The sequence below is a fragment of the Pseudoduganella sp. GW821-FHT05F09 genome (assembly GCF_059419605.1).
The window spans coordinates 404,091-419,597 of sequence record NZ_JBWKSD010000001.1; the positions used below are offsets into that span (position 1 = coordinate 404,091).

Genomic DNA, 15,507 nt, shown 5'->3' on the forward strand with positions numbered 1-15,507 from the left:
ATTTCTAATTTAGAACTTTTTAAGTTTCCGGCGCGCACGATTGTGCGGGCTGAGCGGTTCAGCCCAGCTGCTTGAGCAGGAAGGCGTAGGTCAGCGCCCACATCTGCGCCTGCTGCTCGCTGTTGGCGGCGCCGGCGTGGCCGCCTTCGGTGTTTTCCCAGTACAGCACGTCGTGGCCCTGGTCCTGCATCAGCGCCGCCATCTTGCGCGCGTGGCCGGGGTGGACGCGGTCGTCGCGGGTGGACGTGGTGAGCAGCATGCGCGGGTAGCGCCGGGCGGCGTGGACGTTCTGGTAGGGAGAGTACGGCGCGATGTAAGCCCACTGCGCCGGGTCGTCCGGGTCGCCGTACTCGCCCATCCAGGAGGCGCCGGCCAGCAGTTGGTGGTAGCGCCGCATGTCCAGCAGCGGCACCTGGCAGACCACGGCGCCGAACAGTTCGGGCCGCTGCGCCATGACCGCGCCCACCAGCAGGCCGCCGTTGCTGCCGCCCATGATGCCGAGGCGGCGCGGGCTGCTCAGGCCGCGCGCGGCCAGGTCTTCCGCTACGGCGATAAAGTCGTCGAAGGCGCGCTGGCGGCGTTCCTTCAGCGCGGCCTGGTGCCAGCGCGGACCGAATTCGCCGCCGCCACGGATGTTGGCCAGCACATAGATGCCGCCTTGCTCCAGCCAGGCGGAGCCGGTGACGGCGCTGTAGAACGGTTTCAGCGAGACTTCAAAGCCGCCGTAGCCGTACAGCAGCGCCGGCCGCTCGGCGCCGGGCGCGGGGCCGGGGCCGGAAACCACAAAGTAGGGCACGGCGGTGCCGTCGGCCGAGGCTGCGTGCAGCTGCTGCACGCGGAAGGGGGCGGCGTCGAAGAAGGCGGGCAGGGATTTCAGCCGCACGCGCTCGTCGCTGCCGGCGCGGGCCAGGTAGAGCGTGGTCGGGGTCAGGAAATCGGTAACGGTGAGGAAGTAGTCGTCGCTGTCTATGCTGTCCAGGGCGCTGGCGTCCAGCGTGCCGAAGGCGGGCGCGTCCACGGTGCGGCGCTGCCAGGCGCCGTCCACGTGGCGCAGCTCGGTGATGCGGTTCTTTACATTGTCCAGCTCGTTGAGCAGCAGGGCCGAGCGGGTGGCGCTCACGCCGTCCAGCGAACTGGTGGCCGTGGGCGTGAACAGCACGGCGAAGGCGCGCTCGCCGCGCAGGTGGGCGCGGAAATCGCTGGCCAGCAGCGCGCCTTGCGGGTAGCGCACGCCTTCCACCGTCCATGCGGAGCGCAGTTCGATGATGAGCTGGTCGCGCACGGTGTAGGCGGTGGCGTCGTCCGGCTTGTCCACCCTGGTCAGCGTGGCGCCGTCGCGCAGGTAGAGCTCGTTGGTGTAGAAGCTCATGGAGCGCCAGATTAGCTGGAATTCGTGGCCGGGCGTGAAGTCCTTGGCCGCGCCCACGGCCAGGTCGTCCGGCGCGCCTTCGAATACGGTGGAGGCCTGCTCCAGCGGCGTGCCGCGCCGCCATTCCTTGACGATGCGCGGATAGCCGGAGCTGGTCATGGAGCCGGGGCCGAAGTCGGTGGCGATGAACAGCGTGTCGTGGTCTATCCAGGCGGCGCGGGACTTGGCTTCGGGCAGGGTGAAGCCGCCGCCGATGAAGCTGCGCGTGGCCACGTCGAATTCGCGCAGCACGCAGGCGTCGCCGCCGCCACGCGACAGCGACAGCAGGCAGCGCGCGCTGCGGTGCAGAAAGCTGGCGCCGGCCCAGACCCAGTTTTCATCCTCGGCGGCGGCCAGCGCGTCGATGTCGAGCACGGTGTCCCAGGCAGGTTCGGGCAGCAGGAACTGTTCCGGCGTGGTGCGGCGCCAGATGCCGCGCACGTGGACCGCGTCGCGCCAGAAATTGTAGTAATGGCCTTCGTGCAGGCTGACGTAGGGAATACGGTCCTGGGAGTTGAGGATGGTTTTGATGCGCGCATGCAGCTGCGCGTAGTGCGGCGTGCCTTCCAGCTCCGCCTCGGCCACGGCATTCTGGCGCCGCACCCATTCCAGCGGCGCCTCGCCGGCCACGTCTTCCAGCCAGAGGTGGGGATCAATATTCAGTTCAGCGGGCATGCGGTCTCTCCAGGCGGCAAGTGGGTTGGTCCGCCTATTGTGGCATGCCTGGGGACGGCTGGCTTAGGGCGGAGCGGGCTGCTGGCTGACCCAGACGGGGGCGGACCAGAGCAGGGTGCCGTCGTCCTGGGTGATGCGGGCGTAGTAGTAGTGCTCGCCGGGTTCCGGAGTGAGGGTGAGGCTGCCGCCGGAGGCTGCGCCGGCGAGCGGCAGCTGGGTGGTGGAGCCGCGCTTGCCGGGCACGCCGGAGATGATGGCCAGCGCGGCCACCTGCCTGCCGGTGGCGCTGGCGTGGCGCACGTCCAGCGTCAGCGGACCGCTGTTGCTGAAGCGCTCGCCCATCAGGTGGCCGTTGGCGGTGAGGACGATCTGGGCCTGCTTGTCCATGGTGGCGAAGACGCGCCGGGCGCGGATGGCGTCCAGAAAGGCGCCGGAGGACAGCGCGGTATTTTCCGGCAGCAGCACCGCCGTGCGGTTGGTGTAGGACATGCCCCAGTTGGCGCAGTGGTTGTCCTGGTTGCTGGCGAAGGCCACGTGGTAGCCCGCTTCCAGCAGCCGCTGGCAGGCTGGCTCGAAGTTGCTGCGGCGGCTCTCGCTTTCATCCGTATTGACGGAGAAGGCGTTGCTGTTCATGACCTCGCACAGCGCCATGGCGGCGTCGCCGTCCCCGGTGTAGCCCAAGGCCTTGCCGGCGGCGCGGAACTGGTTTTCTTTCGGATGGTTGAACTGGCCCAGCCAGCCGCGCTCGCGCATCAGGGTGTAGAGCGCGCCGTAGTTGCCCTTGGCGGTGGCGGTGTCGGCCAGCAGTTCGCCGCCGGCGTTGCGTTCCCAGCCCAGCAGCTCGGGACTGTTCAGGATGTTCAGGTGGCCGCCGCCGTTGATTACGCCCCATTCCATGCCGTACATGGCCAGGAAGTCCGGATGTGCGGCCGTGTAGGCGGCCGCCGCAGCAAGGCCGCTGCGGTACAGCCCCTTGGCCTGCTCCGGTTCGGCGGACGGATTGCCGCCGTCGGAGCCGTCGTACATGTGGTTGTGCTCGGACGCCATGAGGAAGTCCAGGCCGTGGCGGCGGGCGTAGTCGTAGGCGTCTTCCGGGCCGAAGGGGGCGCTTTGCGGCTCCTGCGCGCCGCTGCAATGGTCGAGTGCGCCGCCGCCGTCGCTGTGGCTGGTCTGGCTGTGCAGATTGCCGTAGTAGACCGTGTAGGGCAGGGCACCCGCAGCCGGCGCGGCTTCGGCGCGGCGCGGCGTGCGCGCGGTGGGCAGCGGACTGGACTGCGCCAGCGCCAGCGGGGCCGGCGTGCCGATGGCAATATCCCACAGTTGCCGGATGACTTCGCGCGATTTTCCGGCGCCGGTTTCGGCGCGCATGCGCAGCTGGTAGACGCCGCCGGGCAGGCCGCAGCAAACCACGGTGGCATCCGCCGCGCCGTCCCGCGTGGTAGCCGCACCACGCCAGCGCCGCACGGTTTCCCCTCGGGAATTGCGCAGCTCCAACTGCCAGGCCACCCGCCGCGCGGCCGCGCCCGGCAGCGAAAAATGCATGCCGATCAGGCCTTGCCCGCTGGCCAGGCGGCCCGGCGCCAGCAGCTCGGCCTCGAATTCCCGATGTTCCCGCTCTGCGGCCATGGCGCCGCTCCAGGCCAGGCTGGCGGCGGCTAGCATGATGGCGGGGCGTGAACGAATGAACATGATTTCCCTCCTGCTCAACAGGGTTAGAGCGGGAGCTTGAAAAATCGTTCACTTTTCTTTATCGCTTGCGTTTTGCTAGGCTGGGGGTATGGCCAGTTAACGCTGGTTGGGAAATGCTGTTTGATAGTATGCTGCTTTAATGCAAAACAACTGGAATGAAGTGGCCGTGAATGCGTAAACTGGGCGCCCTCCTCAAAAGCCTGATTAATATAAGGACTGTGCTCTGGGGCATAGGCCTGTCGCTGGCATTGTCGGTTGGCATGGTGCTGTATTCGAACGCGGCGCGCGCGGTGGAGGACGACGACCGCCAGCGCTTCGACAACCTGGCGCGCAGCACGCAGTACAGCATTTCCGCGCGCGTGAAATCGTACTCGGACGTGGTGCGCGGCCTGGTGGCCCTGTTCCAGACCAGCGACTCGCTCAGCCGCCAGCAGTTCCACGAATATGTGTCCACGCTGAACCTGCCGCAGCACTTCCCGGCCATCGAAGCGCTCAACTACGCCGTGCCGGTGCGCGACGCGGACCGCGACGCCTTTGTGGCCGGCGTGCGCAACGACCGCAGCCTGCATGCGGGCGGCTATCCCAGGTTCGACATCAAGCCGCCCGGCCGGCGCGACCAGTACACCGTGCTGCTCTACCTGGAGCCGATGGAGATGGTGATGGAGCGCTTTGGCGTCGATATCGGCGTCAATCCGGCCATTGCGCGCGCCATGGAGCTGTCGCGCGACACCGGCCAGATCAGCGCTTCCGGCCAGCCGGTGGTGGTGAAAAAGCCGGTGCCGCACATCGGCCTGGGCATGCGCCTGCCGGTGTACAAGCGCGGCATGCCGATACACGACGTGGAGAGCCGCCGCGCCGCCTACATCGGCTCGGTCGGCATCGGCTTCTCGGTGTCCAAGCTGGTGCAGGGCGCGATCGACGAAATGGCGATCCGCGAGGTGCACATGCTGCTGTACGCCGACAGCTCCGTCGACGTGGAAAAGCGCCGCCTCGCCATCGAGAAAACCGACCGCCTGCTGTACAACGACAACGGCTCCATCGAAGCGGCCCCGGCCGCCCCGGCCAATCCCGACGAGTATATGGAAGCGGTGCTGCCGATCGACTTCAACGGCACGCTGTGGAAGGCGCTGTTCCGCGTCAAGCGCGCCGACATGCACACCGGGCTGGACGCCTATTTCCCGTGGATCGCGCTGGCCACCGGCTTCATCGTCACCATGCTGATCTACGGCTACCTGCTGACGCTGTACTTCTCGCGCCGCAGCGCGGTGGAGCAGCGCCTGCTGCTGGACAGCGTGCTCAACAACGTGGACGCCCGCGTCTTCATGAAAGACCAGCAGCGCCGCTACATCTACGTCAACGCCAAGACCGCCGAGGCCATGGGCATGCCGGTGGAGGACATCATCGGCAAGAGCGACCGCGAACTGATGCCGCCGGCGCAGGCGGACGCGGCCTGGAACGAGGAACGCCAGGTCTTCCTGGACGGCATCAAGCGCGCCGGCGAGGAGCGCTATGTAGGGCGCGACGGCGCCGTGCAGCACCTGTGGACCGTGAAGGCGCCGGTGCATATCGACGGCGACGTGGCGGCCGTGATCGGCCTGGCCACCGACATCACCGAACTGCACAACCTGAAGGAGCAGGCGCAGGCGGCCAACCAGGCCAAGAGCGACTTCCTGTCGAATATGAGCCACGAGATCCGCACGCCGATGAACAGCATTATCGGCATGGCCCACCTGGCGCTGAAATCGGTCACCCATCCCAAGCAGCGCGACTACCTGCAGAAGATCTACCATTCCGGCCAGCACCTGCTGGGCATCATCAACGACATCCTGGACTTTTCCAAGATCGAGGCCGGCAAGCTGGAGCTGGAAGTGCTGGACTTCGCGCTGGAGACCTTGCTGGCCAATGTGTCCAGCCAGCTGGGCGAGAGCGCCGCGCGCAAGGAGCTGGAGCTGGTGTTCGAGATCTGGCCGGGCCTGGAGCACCAGTTGCGCGGCGACCCGCTGCGGCTGGAACAGGTGCTGCTCAACTTCACCAGCAACGCCATCAAGTTCTCGGAAAACGGCAAGATCTACATCCGCGCGCGGCCGGTGGAGGACCGCGACACCCACACCTTGGTGCGCTTCGAGGTGCAGGACCAGGGCATAGGCATGAGCCCGGAGCAGATCGGCAAGCTGTTCCAGTCCTTCCACCAGGCCGACACGTCCACCACGCGCAAATACGGCGGCACGGGGCTGGGGCTGGTGATCAGCAAGCAGCTGGCCGAGCTGATGGGCGGCACCGTGGGCGTGGACAGCGTGCGCGGCCATGGCAGCACCTTCTGGTTCACCGCGCGGCTGGCCAAGGGCACCAACTTCCTGGAGCAGCGCCACAGCGAAACGCTGCAGGCGGACGTGATGGCCACCATCCAGGGCGCCAACATCCTGCTGGTGGAGGACAATATTTTCAGCCAGCAAGTGGGGCAGGAGCTTCTGGAGGACGCGGGCGCCACGGTGTGCATCGCCAACAACGGCAAGGAGGCCATCGACCTGCTGCTCAAGGAGCATTTCGACTGCGTGCTGATGGACGTGCAGATGCCGGTGATGGACGGCTACGAAGCCACGCGCCTGATCCGTTCGCATCCCAAGCTGGCCGGCACGCTGGTGATCGCCATGACCGCCAACGCCGGGCGCGACGACCAGGCCCGCTGCATCGCCGCCGGCATGGACGAGTTCATCACCAAGCCGATCGCGCCGAATCTGCTGTTCATGGTGCTGTCGCGCTGGATGGTGCAGCGCGCGGGCGAGGGCACGCGGCCGCCGCGCAAGGACAGCCGTCCGGCCGTGTCCGCCGCCGCCGGTATCGAGACGCCGCTGCCGGAGAGCCCGGCGGACGGGGGGGCGGACCATGCCGCTGCAGCCGCAGCCGCCCCGCCGGCACCGCAGCCCGGCGGCGAGCTGTTCGACATCAGCGCGCTGGCGCAGACCTTCGGCAACAAGCACGACAAGATGCGCAAATACGCGCTGATGTTCCTGGACGCCGCGCGCGACGGCATGGTGGAAGTGAACCAGGCCATGGCCGACGAGGACATGGCGCGCCTGGCCGAGCTGGGCCACCGCATCAAATCCTCCGCCCGCGCGGTCGGCGCCATGAGCTTTGCCGAGCTGTGCCTGGCCCTGGAGCACCTGCCGGCGGACGCCGCGCCGGCCCAGGCCCTGCACATCGTGGCCCAGATGCAGCCGCTGCTGGACGTGCTGCAGGGCCATATCGCCCAGGAACTGAGCGCCCACGCGGCGGGCTAGGAGAAAAGTGGAAGCCAGCAATATTGATTTCGCCGGCCTGACTCTCCGGCCTTTTGCAGATTCGGACGCCGGGGAATTCGCCTGCGCCGCGAGCGAATCCGTCGATACGGTGGGGCGGTGGATGCCCTGGTGCTCAAGCGATTACAGCGCTCCCCAGGCGCTGGAATGGTTTGCCGACTGCCGCGCCAAACAAGCCGCCGGCGTGGCGTTCGAGTACGGCATTTTCTGCCAAGCCACTGGCCGGCTGCTTGGCGGGGCGGGCCTCAATGAAATCAGGCAGGACCACAAATTCTGCAACCTGGGCTACTGGGTGCGCCAGTCAAACCAGCGCGAGGGGATTGCGCTTCGCTGCGTGCAAGCGCTTTCAGCGCGGGCATTCGACGTGCTGGAACTGCATCGCGTGGAAATCGTCGTCGCGGTCGGCAATATTGCCAGTGAAGGCGTGGCGGTGAAAGCCGGGGCCGTCCGGGAGGGCGTGGCGCGCAATCGCCTGTACCTGTTTGGCAAGCCTATGTCCGCCCATGTGTTTTCACTGGTCTCCCGATGATGCAGGGCATGTGCAATGCGGCGGGGGAAAATATTTTCGAAAGCGTGTCGATTTTGTGCGCCGCCGTCCGTCGTTGGGATGAAGCACGACGGATTGCCCATTCCACCTCAACCAAGGAAACGCCATGAACAAGCAGATCATCCTCAACTTGCCAGTGAAGAACCTGGACAAGTCCAAAGCCTTCTTTTCCGCGCTCGGCTTTACTTTCAGTGACCGGTTCAGCGGCGAAAACGCGGCCTTCATGAATATTGCCGGCGACACCATCCAGGCCATGCTGACCACCGAGCCCTTTTTCCAGTCGCTGATCGGCAAGCCCGTGGCGCAGGCGAAGGAGGCCAATGAAGTCGTCATCTGCCTGAGCTGCGAGAGCCGGGAAGAAGTCGATAGCATCATCGCCAAGGCCGTCGCTGCCGGCGGCCGCACGCCGCACCCGCCGGAGGACCACGGCTTCATGTATGACCAGGGGTTCGAGGATATCGATGGCCACCTGTGGAACCTGGTCTGGACGGCGCCAGAGGCCTGATCTCGAACGGAGGACGTGATGGGACTCTTGACCTTCAGTATCAACGTCACCCTGGATGGCTGCATCGACCACCAGGAAGGCATCGCCGACGACGAAACGCACGCCTTCTTCACCCGCCTCATGGACGAGGGCGGGGCGATGCTCTGGGGCCGCACCACCTACGAGATGATGGAAAACTACTGGCCGGCGGTCGCCCGAGGCGACGTGGAGGCGCCGGCGGCGATGCGGGTATGGGCGGCCAAGCTGGAGGTCAAGCCGAAGTACGTGGTGTCGTCAACGCGAACCGACTTCAGTTGGACCAACACCCACCACGTCGCCGGCGACTTGCGCGCGGGCATACAGAAGCTCAAGGACGCAAGCCCGAACGGCGTACTCCTCGGCAGCGGCAAGCTGGCGGCCGAGCTGGACCGCCTGGAACTGATCGACGAGTACAAATTCCTGGTTCACCCCAGGATCGCCGGCCACGGCCCGACCCTGTACCAGAGCGGCCTGCCCGGCACGCGGCGGCTCGAACTGATCTCGGCGCAGCCGCTTGGCAACGGCGCGGTCGCCATGCATTACCGGCGCGCGCGCTGACCCGGACACGGATCATTCCCGTGAGGGAGGCAGTACGCGCGGGATCATGTCGGCCATGGCCAAGGTAAGCAAGTGACGCATGTGTTGTACCTTGTCCGCGCTGGTCTGCGCCTGAAACAGTTGCATGCCGGTAGATTCGAGCGATGGCTGCGTCATGACGACGGACTGCTTCGCGGTAGCCTCGTGCACCACTGCCAGCGTCGCCGCGTCCAGCAGGCGGACGCGCACATATGCGAAGGGCACCAGCATGCCGCGCGCTCCATCCTGCGTGTCCATCCGGCGCAGATTGATCATGTCGTCCACATAGAATCCCATGCCTTCCAGGACGCCCGTACCCTCGGAGCTATTGTAAAGCTGGAACTGGGCAATGCTGCGGAATTTGCTGATCAGGACCAAATGGGTGGCGCCCTGTGTTTTTAGCAAACTCTTCAGGTAGTCCCTGTCCTCCGTGTGTGCGTCGGGCCGCTCGAACATGTCGTTCTGCGCCCCGTACAGGCCCTTATCCTGTGTCATCATCAGACTCAGTTTGGCGCGGGGCTCGGTGCTGAGGATGGCCGCGCGTGCCGCGATAATGGCTGCCTCGTCGAAGATTTGATCCTCCAGGGTCAGCACTTGCGCAGGTGCATGATCGGTCCGGCTGCCAACCTGATGCCGGTTGGCGTGCAGCGCGAGTGTATTTCCTGCAAGAGACAACACCGCATAACTGCGCGGCGGCGTTTGTGCGTGGGTGGCTGCGCTCATCAGCATTGCAGTACCACAGACGATGGCGTGAATGACGCGGTTTAATCTCATTAACTGGCACCTGGAAGATGGATACGGCTTAGTTTATCAGTAATGTTGCCGTGCGGAAGTGAGAGATTTCAGCTGCGATTTTGCTATGATGGCAAGCCTACCCATCCACCGGAGGCTGCATCATGATTGAAACGTTCAAGATCGTTGATTTGCCGGCGCAGGCTGTTGCCTGCATCCATATCACTGTGCCCGCCACGGAGATCCAGACGGTGATGGGGCCCGGGATACAGGAGCTGTTCGCGGCGCTGCAGGAGCAGGGCGTGGCGCCGGCCGGTCCTTTGTTCACGCACCACTCGCGGCGCCCGACCGACAGCTTTGATTTCGACATCTGCGTGCCGGTGGCTGCCGCAGTGAAGGAGCGCGGCCGCGTCAAGGCGGGTACCATCCCGGCCATGCGCGCGGCGCAGACTGTTTATCAGGGCGCTTATGAGGGTCTGGGCGAGGCCTGGGGCACGTTCATCAATCAGATTGCCGACGCCGGCCACCGCGCCAAGGCGGATCTGGTGGAAACCTATGTGCTTGGTCCCGAAACCGGCGCGCCGCCGCCGGAGTGGCGCACGCAGCTGACACAGCCGCTGGAGTAGCCGCAAGCCGCAGGCCGCAAGCCGCAAGCTGCGGCCAGGCCAGCCTGGCTGCGCCAGCCATACAAAATCCGGCAGGCAACAGTGCAAGAGGTCTGCGGCAGTTGTCCTAGAATGGTTCGCTCACCAGCCCGGAGGAAGCGCACCATGGAAGACTTGCCTGGCACCAAAATTTCCCGCCGCGACTTGCTGATCGCGGGCGCGCTGTCCGCCACGGCGGCGGCCATGCCGCCGGTGGCGCTGGCGCAAGCCCATGCACAGGACGGCGGACAGTCCCCCGGCCTGCCGCCGGTGCGCTGCGCGTTCACCGTGAACGGCGTCCGCCAGGAGCTCAGCCTGGACGCGCGCACCACGCTGCTGGACGCCTTGCGCGAACACCTGCGCCTGACCGGCACCAAGAAAGGCTGCGACCACGGCCAATGCGGCGCCTGCACGGTGCTGCTGGACGGCCGCCGCATCAATTCCTGCCTGACCCTGGCGGTGATGCACGAGGGCGCGCAGATTACCACCATCGAAGGCCTGGGCACGCCGGACAAGCTGCACCCCATGCAGGCCGCTTTCATCAGGCACGACGGCTACCAGTGCGGCTACTGCACCCCCGGCCAGATCTGTTCGGCCGTGGCGGTGCTGGACGAAATCCGCCAGGGCAAGCCCAGCCACGTGACGCAGGACCTGGCCGCCAGGCCGCTGCTGAGCGCCGAGGAAATCCGCGAGCGCATGAGCGGCAATATCTGCCGCTGCGGCGCCTATTCGAACATAGTGGACGCGATCACCGAAGTGGGCGGCGCGGCGGGGAGAGCGGCATGAGGGCATTCACCTATCAGCGCGCGCAGTCCCCGGCCGAGGCGGCGGCGGCCGCCTTCCGCGCGCCGGGCAGCCGCTTCATCGCCGGCGGCACCAATCTGCTGGACCTGATGAAGCTGGAGATCGAAACGCCGCAGCATCTGATCGACGTGAACGGCCTGGCGCTGGACAAGATCGAGCCCACGCCGCAAGGCGGCCTGCGCATCGGCGCGCTGGTGCGCAACACCGACCTGGCCTCGGACCAGCGCGTGCGGCAGGACTACGCGGTGCTGTCGCGCGCGCTGCTGGCCGGCGCCTCCATGCAGCTGCGCAACCGCGCCACCACGGCCGGCAATCTGCTCCAGCGCACGCGCTGCGCCTATTTCTACGACACCAACCAGCCCTGCAACAAGCGCCAGCCCGGCAGCGGCTGCTCGGCCATAGGCGGCTACAGCCGCCAGCATGCGGTGGTGGGCGGCAGCGAGGCCTGCATCGCCACCCATCCCAGCGACATGGCGGTGGCCATGCGCCTGCTGGACGCGGAAGTGGAGACGGTGAAGCCGGACGGCGCCGCGCGCACCATACCCATCGTGTCGCTGCACCGGCTGCCGGGCAATACGCCGCACCTGGAAACGGCGCTGGAACCCGGCGAGCTGATTACCGCCGTCACCCTGCCCAAGCCGGTGGGCGGCAAGCATGTCTACCGCAAGGTGCGCGACCGGTCTTCGTATGCCTTCGCGCTGGTGTCCGTGGCCGCCATCGTCCAGCCGGACGGCAGCGGGCGCGTGGCGCTGGGCGGGGTGGCGCACAAGCCGTGGCGCATCGAAGCCGCCGAACAGCAACTGGCGCGCGGCGCGGCGCCGGTGGCCGCGCAACTGCTGGCCGGCGCCCGCACCACGCCGGACAACGCGTTCAAGATCCTGCTGGTGCAGCGCACCCTGGCGTCCGTGCTGGATGAAGCGAAGAAAGGCTGATGCGATGAAATTCACCACTCCCGCCACCACCAATCCCATCGACCAGCTCAGGGTGGTCGGCCGCGCCACCGACCGCATCGACGGCCCGTTCAAGACCTGCGGCGCCGCGCCCTACGCCTACGAGCAGCACGCCGCCGCGCCGGACGCCGCCTACGGCCATGTGCTGGGCGCGGGCATCGCCAAGGGCCGCATCGCGGCCATGGACGTGAGCGTGGCGCGGCGCGCGCCCGGCGTGCTGGCCGTCGTCACCGCCGCCAGCGCGGGCAAGCTGGGCAAGGGCAAGTTCAACACCGCCAAGCTGCTGGGCGGGCCGGAGATCGACCACTACCACCAGGCCATCGCGCTGGTGGTGGCCGAGACCTTCGAGCAGGCCCGCGCCGCCGCGCAGCTGATCAAGGTGAAATACGTCCGCCAGAGGGGCGCTTATGACCTGGCGCTCGTGAAAGACAAAGCCAAGGCGCCCAAGCCTGAGCAGGGGGATGCGCCGCCGGATTCGAAGGCCGGCAATTTTGATGCAGGCTACGCGGCCGCCCCGGTCAAGCTGGACGCGCAGTACACCACGCCTGACCAGTCGCACGCCATGATGGAGCCGCATGCGTCGATCGCGGTCTGGAAGGGCGACCACCTCACCGTGTGGACCTCCAACCAGATGGTGGACTGGGGGCGCGGCGACATGGCCAAGACGCTGGGCATCGCCAAGGACAAGGTGCGTATCGTGTCGCCTTACATAGGCGGCGGCTTCGGCGGTAAGCTGTTCGTCCGCGCGGAGGCGCTCCTGGCGGCGCTGGGCGCGCGCGCGGTGCGGCGGCCGGTCAAGGTGGCGCTGGCGCGTCCGCTCATGATGAACAACACCACCCACCGTCCCGCGACGATACAGCGCATCCGCATCGGCGCCGCGCGCGACGGCAAGATCAGCGCCATCGGCCATGAATCCTGGTCGGGCGATCTGCCGGGCGGCAAACCGGAGACGGCGGTGCAGCAAACCCGCTTGCTGTACGCGGGCGCGGACCGCATGACGAAGACCCGATTGGCCGTGCTGGACCTGCCCGAGGGGAACGCCATGCGCGCGCCCGGCGAGGCGCCCGGCCTGATGGCGCTGGAGATCGCCATGGACGAGATGGCGGAGAAGCTGCAAATGGACCCGGTGCGCTTCCGCATCCTGAACGACACCAAGGTGGACCCGGAAAAGCCGGGCCGGCCGTTCTCGCAGCGGCGGCTGATCGACTGCCTGCGCGGCGGCGCGGAGCGTTTCGGCTGGAACGCGCGCAATCCGCAGCCGGCCAGTGTGCGCGACGGGCGCTGGCTGGTGGGCATGGGCGTGGCGGCGGCGTTCCGCAACAACCTGGTGATGAAGTCCGCCGCGCGCGTGAGGCTGGAGCGCGACGGCAGCGTGACGGTGGAAACCGATATGACCGACATCGGCACCGGCAGCTACACCATCATCGCGCAGACCGCCGCCGAAATGCTGGGCGTGCCGCTGGCCAGCGTGGCGGTGCGGCTGGGCGATTCGGACTTTCCCGTGTCCGCAGGCTCCGGCGGGCAATGGGGCGGCAACAGTTCCACTTCGGGCGTGTATGCCGCCTGCGTGAAGCTGCGCGAGGACATCGCGCGCAAGCTGGGCTATCCGCCCGAGCAGACGGTGTTCGCGGACGGGCAGGTGAGCGCGGGCGGCAGCAGCACAAGGCTGGCCAGCCTGGCCGAGGCGGGCGAGATCACGGCCGAAGACAGCATCGAGTTCGGCAAACTGGACAAGGAATTCCAGCAATCGACCTTCGGCGCGCATTTTGTGGAGGTGGGCGTGGACGCGGCCACGGGCGAGACGCGCGTGCGGCGCATGCTGGCCGTGTGTGCGGCGGGGCGCATCCTCAATCCCAAGTCGGCGCGCAGCCAGGTGATAGGCGCCATGACCATGGGCGTGGGCGCGGCCCTGATGGAGCATCTGGTGGTGGACAAGCGCGGCGGCTTTTTCGTCAACCACGACCTGGCCGGCTACGAGGTGCCGGTGCATGCCGACATTCCGCACCAGGAGGTGATCTTCCTCGACGAGACCGACCCGGTTTCCTCGCCGATGAAGGCCAAGGGCGTGGGCGAGCTGGGGATTTGCGGCGTGGCGGCGGCGGTGGCCAACGCCATCTACAACGCCACCGGGGTGCGGGTGCGCGATTACCCCGTCACCCTGGACAAGCTGCTGGCCGGGATGCCGCCTTACGCTTAGCGCGGCCCCGGCTGCGCGCTGGCTATGCGGCCAGCGGCGTGGCCGGATCGATGTCGCGCATGACCGGGGTTTTGAATTCGAAGCGCTTGATTTCGCCCACCATCAGCACATAGCACAGGATGGCGACCGCCGCGTTGGCGCCCACGAACACCAGCGCGCCGGCGAACGAGCCGGTGGCCTGCAGGATGTAGCCGATCACAATGGGCGTGGTGATGCCGGCGGTGTTGCCGAAGGTGTTGAACAGCGCGCCGCTCATGCCGCCCGCTTCCTTGGGCGAGGTGTCGGCCACCACGGCCCAGCCCAGCGCGCCTATGCCCTTGCCGAAGAAGGCCAGCGACATGACCATCACCACCACCCAGTCGGCTTCCACGTAATTGCAGACGATCATGGACATGGCCAGCAGCATGCCGCCCACGATGGGCGTCTTGCGCGCCACCGACAGCGAGCGGCCGGACTTGATCATGCGGTCCGAGATCACGCCCCCCAGCACGCCGCCGAGGAAGCCCGCCACGGCCGGCAGCGCGGCCACGAAGCCGGCTTTCAGGATGGTCATGTGGCGTTCGGTGACGAGGTAGACCGGGAACCAGGTCAGGAAGAAGTAGGTCAGCGTGTTGATGCAGTACTGGCCGATGTAAACGCCCAGCAGCATGCGGTTGGCCAGCAGCTGGCGGATGCAGGACCAGGTGTCCAGTTTCTGCGTGGCGGCGGCCCTGTCCTTGCTTTCCAGGTCCACCAGCGCGCCGCCGGCCTTGATGTATTCCAGCTCGGCCGCGTTGATGCGCGGATGGTCCTTGGGGCCGTAGACGGTCTTCAGCCACAGCAGCGACACCAGGATGCCCAGCCCGCCCATGACGTAGAACACGCTTTGCCAGCCCAGCGAGTGCACCAGCCAGCCCATCAGCGGCGCAAACAGCACGGTGGCGAAATACTGCGCCGAGTTGAAGATGGCGGCGGCGGTGCCGCGCTCGCTGGTCGGGAACCAGGCCGACGCCAGCCGGCTGTTGCCGGGGAAGGAGGGCGCTTCGGCCACGCCGATCAGCAGGCGCAGCGAGAACAGCACGGCGACGGCGGCGGCCCCGGTGAAGAAGCCCACGCCGCCCATCATCATGGTGAAGGCCGACCACAGGAAGATGCTGAAGAAATAGGTGACCTTGGAGCCGAAACGGTCGAGCAGCCAGCCGCCGGGCAGCTGCGCCAGCACGTAGGACCAGGCGAAGGCCGAGAACACGAAGCCCATCTGCACCGGCGTCAGCCCCAGCAGCTTTTTCAGCTCGGGTCCGGCGATCGCGATGGTGGCGCGGTCGGCGTAGTTGATGGTGGTAACGAGGAACAGGATGGCCAGTATCATCCAGCGGACTTTGGTGGCCCTGGCGGGCGCGGCGTGTTGCAGTGTCATGCGAGTCTCCAGGCGAAAGCGTGGAGCCATGATATCCCAGACATCAGACATCGTACAACCAATTTGCGAA

At 66.8% G+C, this 15,507-nt stretch carries 12 protein-coding genes; 8 read left to right on the top strand and 4 right to left on the bottom strand.

All coding sequences use genetic code 11. The features are described from left to right. Positions 1–58 precede the first annotated feature (58 nt). The gene (locus tag AC07S4_RS01635) at positions 59–2,083 is read right to left on the bottom strand and encodes a prolyl oligopeptidase family serine peptidase (RefSeq protein WP_494984938.1); all 2,025 of its coding nucleotides are present in this window, start codon (positions 2,081–2,083) and stop codon (positions 59–61) included. A gap of 63 nt (positions 2,084–2,146) precedes the next feature. After that, positions 2,147–3,772, bottom strand: a complete 1,626-nt coding sequence (locus tag AC07S4_RS01640) for a CehA/McbA family metallohydrolase (RefSeq protein WP_494984939.1) — start codon at positions 3,770–3,772, stop codon at positions 2,147–2,149. 170 nt (positions 3,773–3,942) lie between these two features. On the opposite strand from AC07S4_RS01640, the gene AC07S4_RS01645 reads away from it, so the two are divergent. From AC07S4_RS01645 to AC07S4_RS01660, 4 genes are all read left to right on the top strand, one after another. Continuing rightward, positions 3,943–7,050 carry a CHASE domain-containing protein gene (locus AC07S4_RS01645; protein WP_494984940.1) on the top strand — a complete coding sequence of 1,036 codons (3,108 nt, stop codon included), beginning with the start codon at positions 3,943–3,945 and terminating at the stop codon, positions 7,048–7,050. A 7-nt stretch (positions 7,051–7,057) separates the two neighbouring features. Next, the gene (locus AC07S4_RS01650; protein ID WP_494984941.1) at positions 7,058–7,597 is read left to right on the top strand and encodes a GNAT family N-acetyltransferase; all 540 of its coding nucleotides are present in this window, start codon (positions 7,058–7,060) and stop codon (positions 7,595–7,597) included. A gap of 124 nt (positions 7,598–7,721) precedes the next feature. Further along, positions 7,722–8,120, top strand: coding sequence for a VOC family protein (locus AC07S4_RS01655; protein WP_494984942.1), 399 nt, complete (start codon positions 7,722–7,724; stop codon positions 8,118–8,120). A gap of 18 nt (positions 8,121–8,138) precedes the next feature. After that, positions 8,139–8,696 (top strand): dihydrofolate reductase family protein, encoded by a 558-nt coding sequence (locus tag AC07S4_RS01660; RefSeq protein WP_494984943.1) that lies wholly within the window; start codon positions 8,139–8,141, stop codon positions 8,694–8,696. Positions 8,697–8,708: 12 nt separating this feature from the next. On the opposite strand, the gene AC07S4_RS01665 is transcribed toward AC07S4_RS01660, so the two are convergent. After that, positions 8,709–9,437: a hypothetical protein gene (locus AC07S4_RS01665; protein WP_494984944.1), complete on the bottom strand. Its 729-nt coding sequence runs from the start codon at positions 9,435–9,437 to the stop codon at positions 8,709–8,711. Between the two features lie 173 nt (positions 9,438–9,610). On the opposite strand from AC07S4_RS01665, the gene AC07S4_RS01670 reads away from it, so the two are divergent. The 4 genes from AC07S4_RS01670 to paoC all read left to right on the top strand — a co-directional run bounded on the left by AC07S4_RS01670 (position 9,611) and on the right by paoC (position 14,041). Next, positions 9,611–10,072 carry a GyrI-like domain-containing protein gene (locus AC07S4_RS01670; RefSeq protein WP_494984945.1) on the top strand — a complete coding sequence of 154 codons (462 nt, stop codon included), beginning with the start codon at positions 9,611–9,613 and terminating at the stop codon, positions 10,070–10,072. Between the two features lie 144 nt (positions 10,073–10,216). Continuing rightward, a complete protein-coding gene (paoA, locus tag AC07S4_RS01675; protein WP_494984946.1) occupies positions 10,217–10,876 on the top strand; it encodes an aldehyde dehydrogenase iron-sulfur subunit PaoA in 660 nt (219 codons plus the stop codon). Beyond that, complete coding sequence (locus AC07S4_RS01680) at positions 10,873–11,826, top strand: FAD binding domain-containing protein (RefSeq protein WP_494984947.1); 954 nt, start codon at positions 10,873–10,875, stop codon at positions 11,824–11,826. The genes paoA and AC07S4_RS01680 overlap by 4 nt, the downstream gene beginning before the upstream one ends. Before the next feature lie 4 nt (positions 11,827–11,830). Beyond that, positions 11,831–14,041: an aldehyde oxidoreductase molybdenum-binding subunit PaoC gene (paoC, locus tag AC07S4_RS01685; protein ID WP_494984948.1), complete on the top strand. Its 2,211-nt coding sequence runs from the start codon at positions 11,831–11,833 to the stop codon at positions 14,039–14,041. 22 nt (positions 14,042–14,063) lie between these two features. Here paoC and AC07S4_RS01690 read toward each other — a convergent pair whose 3' ends face one another. Beyond that, positions 14,064–15,437: an MFS transporter gene (locus AC07S4_RS01690; protein WP_494984949.1), complete on the bottom strand. Its 1,374-nt coding sequence runs from the start codon at positions 15,435–15,437 to the stop codon at positions 14,064–14,066. Positions 15,438–15,507: the final 70 nt, after the last annotated feature.

What these genes read in the sequence shown, in the direction of transcription:
- AC07S4_RS01690 (WP_494984949.1), bottom strand. Translation starts at nt 15,437, where the DNA reads ATGACACTGCAACACGCCGCGCCCGCCAGGGCCACCAAAGTCCGCTGG.
- AC07S4_RS01680 (WP_494984947.1), top strand. Translation starts at nt 10,873, where the DNA reads ATGAGGGCATTCACCTATCAGCGCGCGCAGTCCCCGGCCGAGGCGGCG.
- AC07S4_RS01660 (WP_494984943.1), top strand. Translation starts at nt 8,139, where the DNA reads ATGGGACTCTTGACCTTCAGTATCAACGTCACCCTGGATGGCTGCATC.
- AC07S4_RS01670 (WP_494984945.1), top strand. Translation starts at nt 9,611, where the DNA reads ATGATTGAAACGTTCAAGATCGTTGATTTGCCGGCGCAGGCTGTTGCC.
- AC07S4_RS01640 (WP_494984939.1), bottom strand. Translation starts at nt 3,772, where the DNA reads ATGTTCATTCGTTCACGCCCCGCCATCATGCTAGCCGCCGCCAGCCTG.
- AC07S4_RS01635 (WP_494984938.1), bottom strand. Translation starts at nt 2,083, where the DNA reads ATGCCCGCTGAACTGAATATTGATCCCCACCTCTGGCTGGAAGACGTG.
- AC07S4_RS01645 (WP_494984940.1), top strand. Translation starts at nt 3,943, where the DNA reads ATGCGTAAACTGGGCGCCCTCCTCAAAAGCCTGATTAATATAAGGACT.
- paoA (WP_494984946.1), top strand. Translation starts at nt 10,217, where the DNA reads ATGGAAGACTTGCCTGGCACCAAAATTTCCCGCCGCGACTTGCTGATC.
- paoC (WP_494984948.1), top strand. Translation starts at nt 11,831, where the DNA reads ATGAAATTCACCACTCCCGCCACCACCAATCCCATCGACCAGCTCAGG.
- AC07S4_RS01665 (WP_494984944.1), bottom strand. Translation starts at nt 9,437, where the DNA reads ATGAGCGCAGCCACCCACGCACAAACGCCGCCGCGCAGTTATGCGGTG.
- AC07S4_RS01655 (WP_494984942.1), top strand. Translation starts at nt 7,722, where the DNA reads ATGAACAAGCAGATCATCCTCAACTTGCCAGTGAAGAACCTGGACAAG.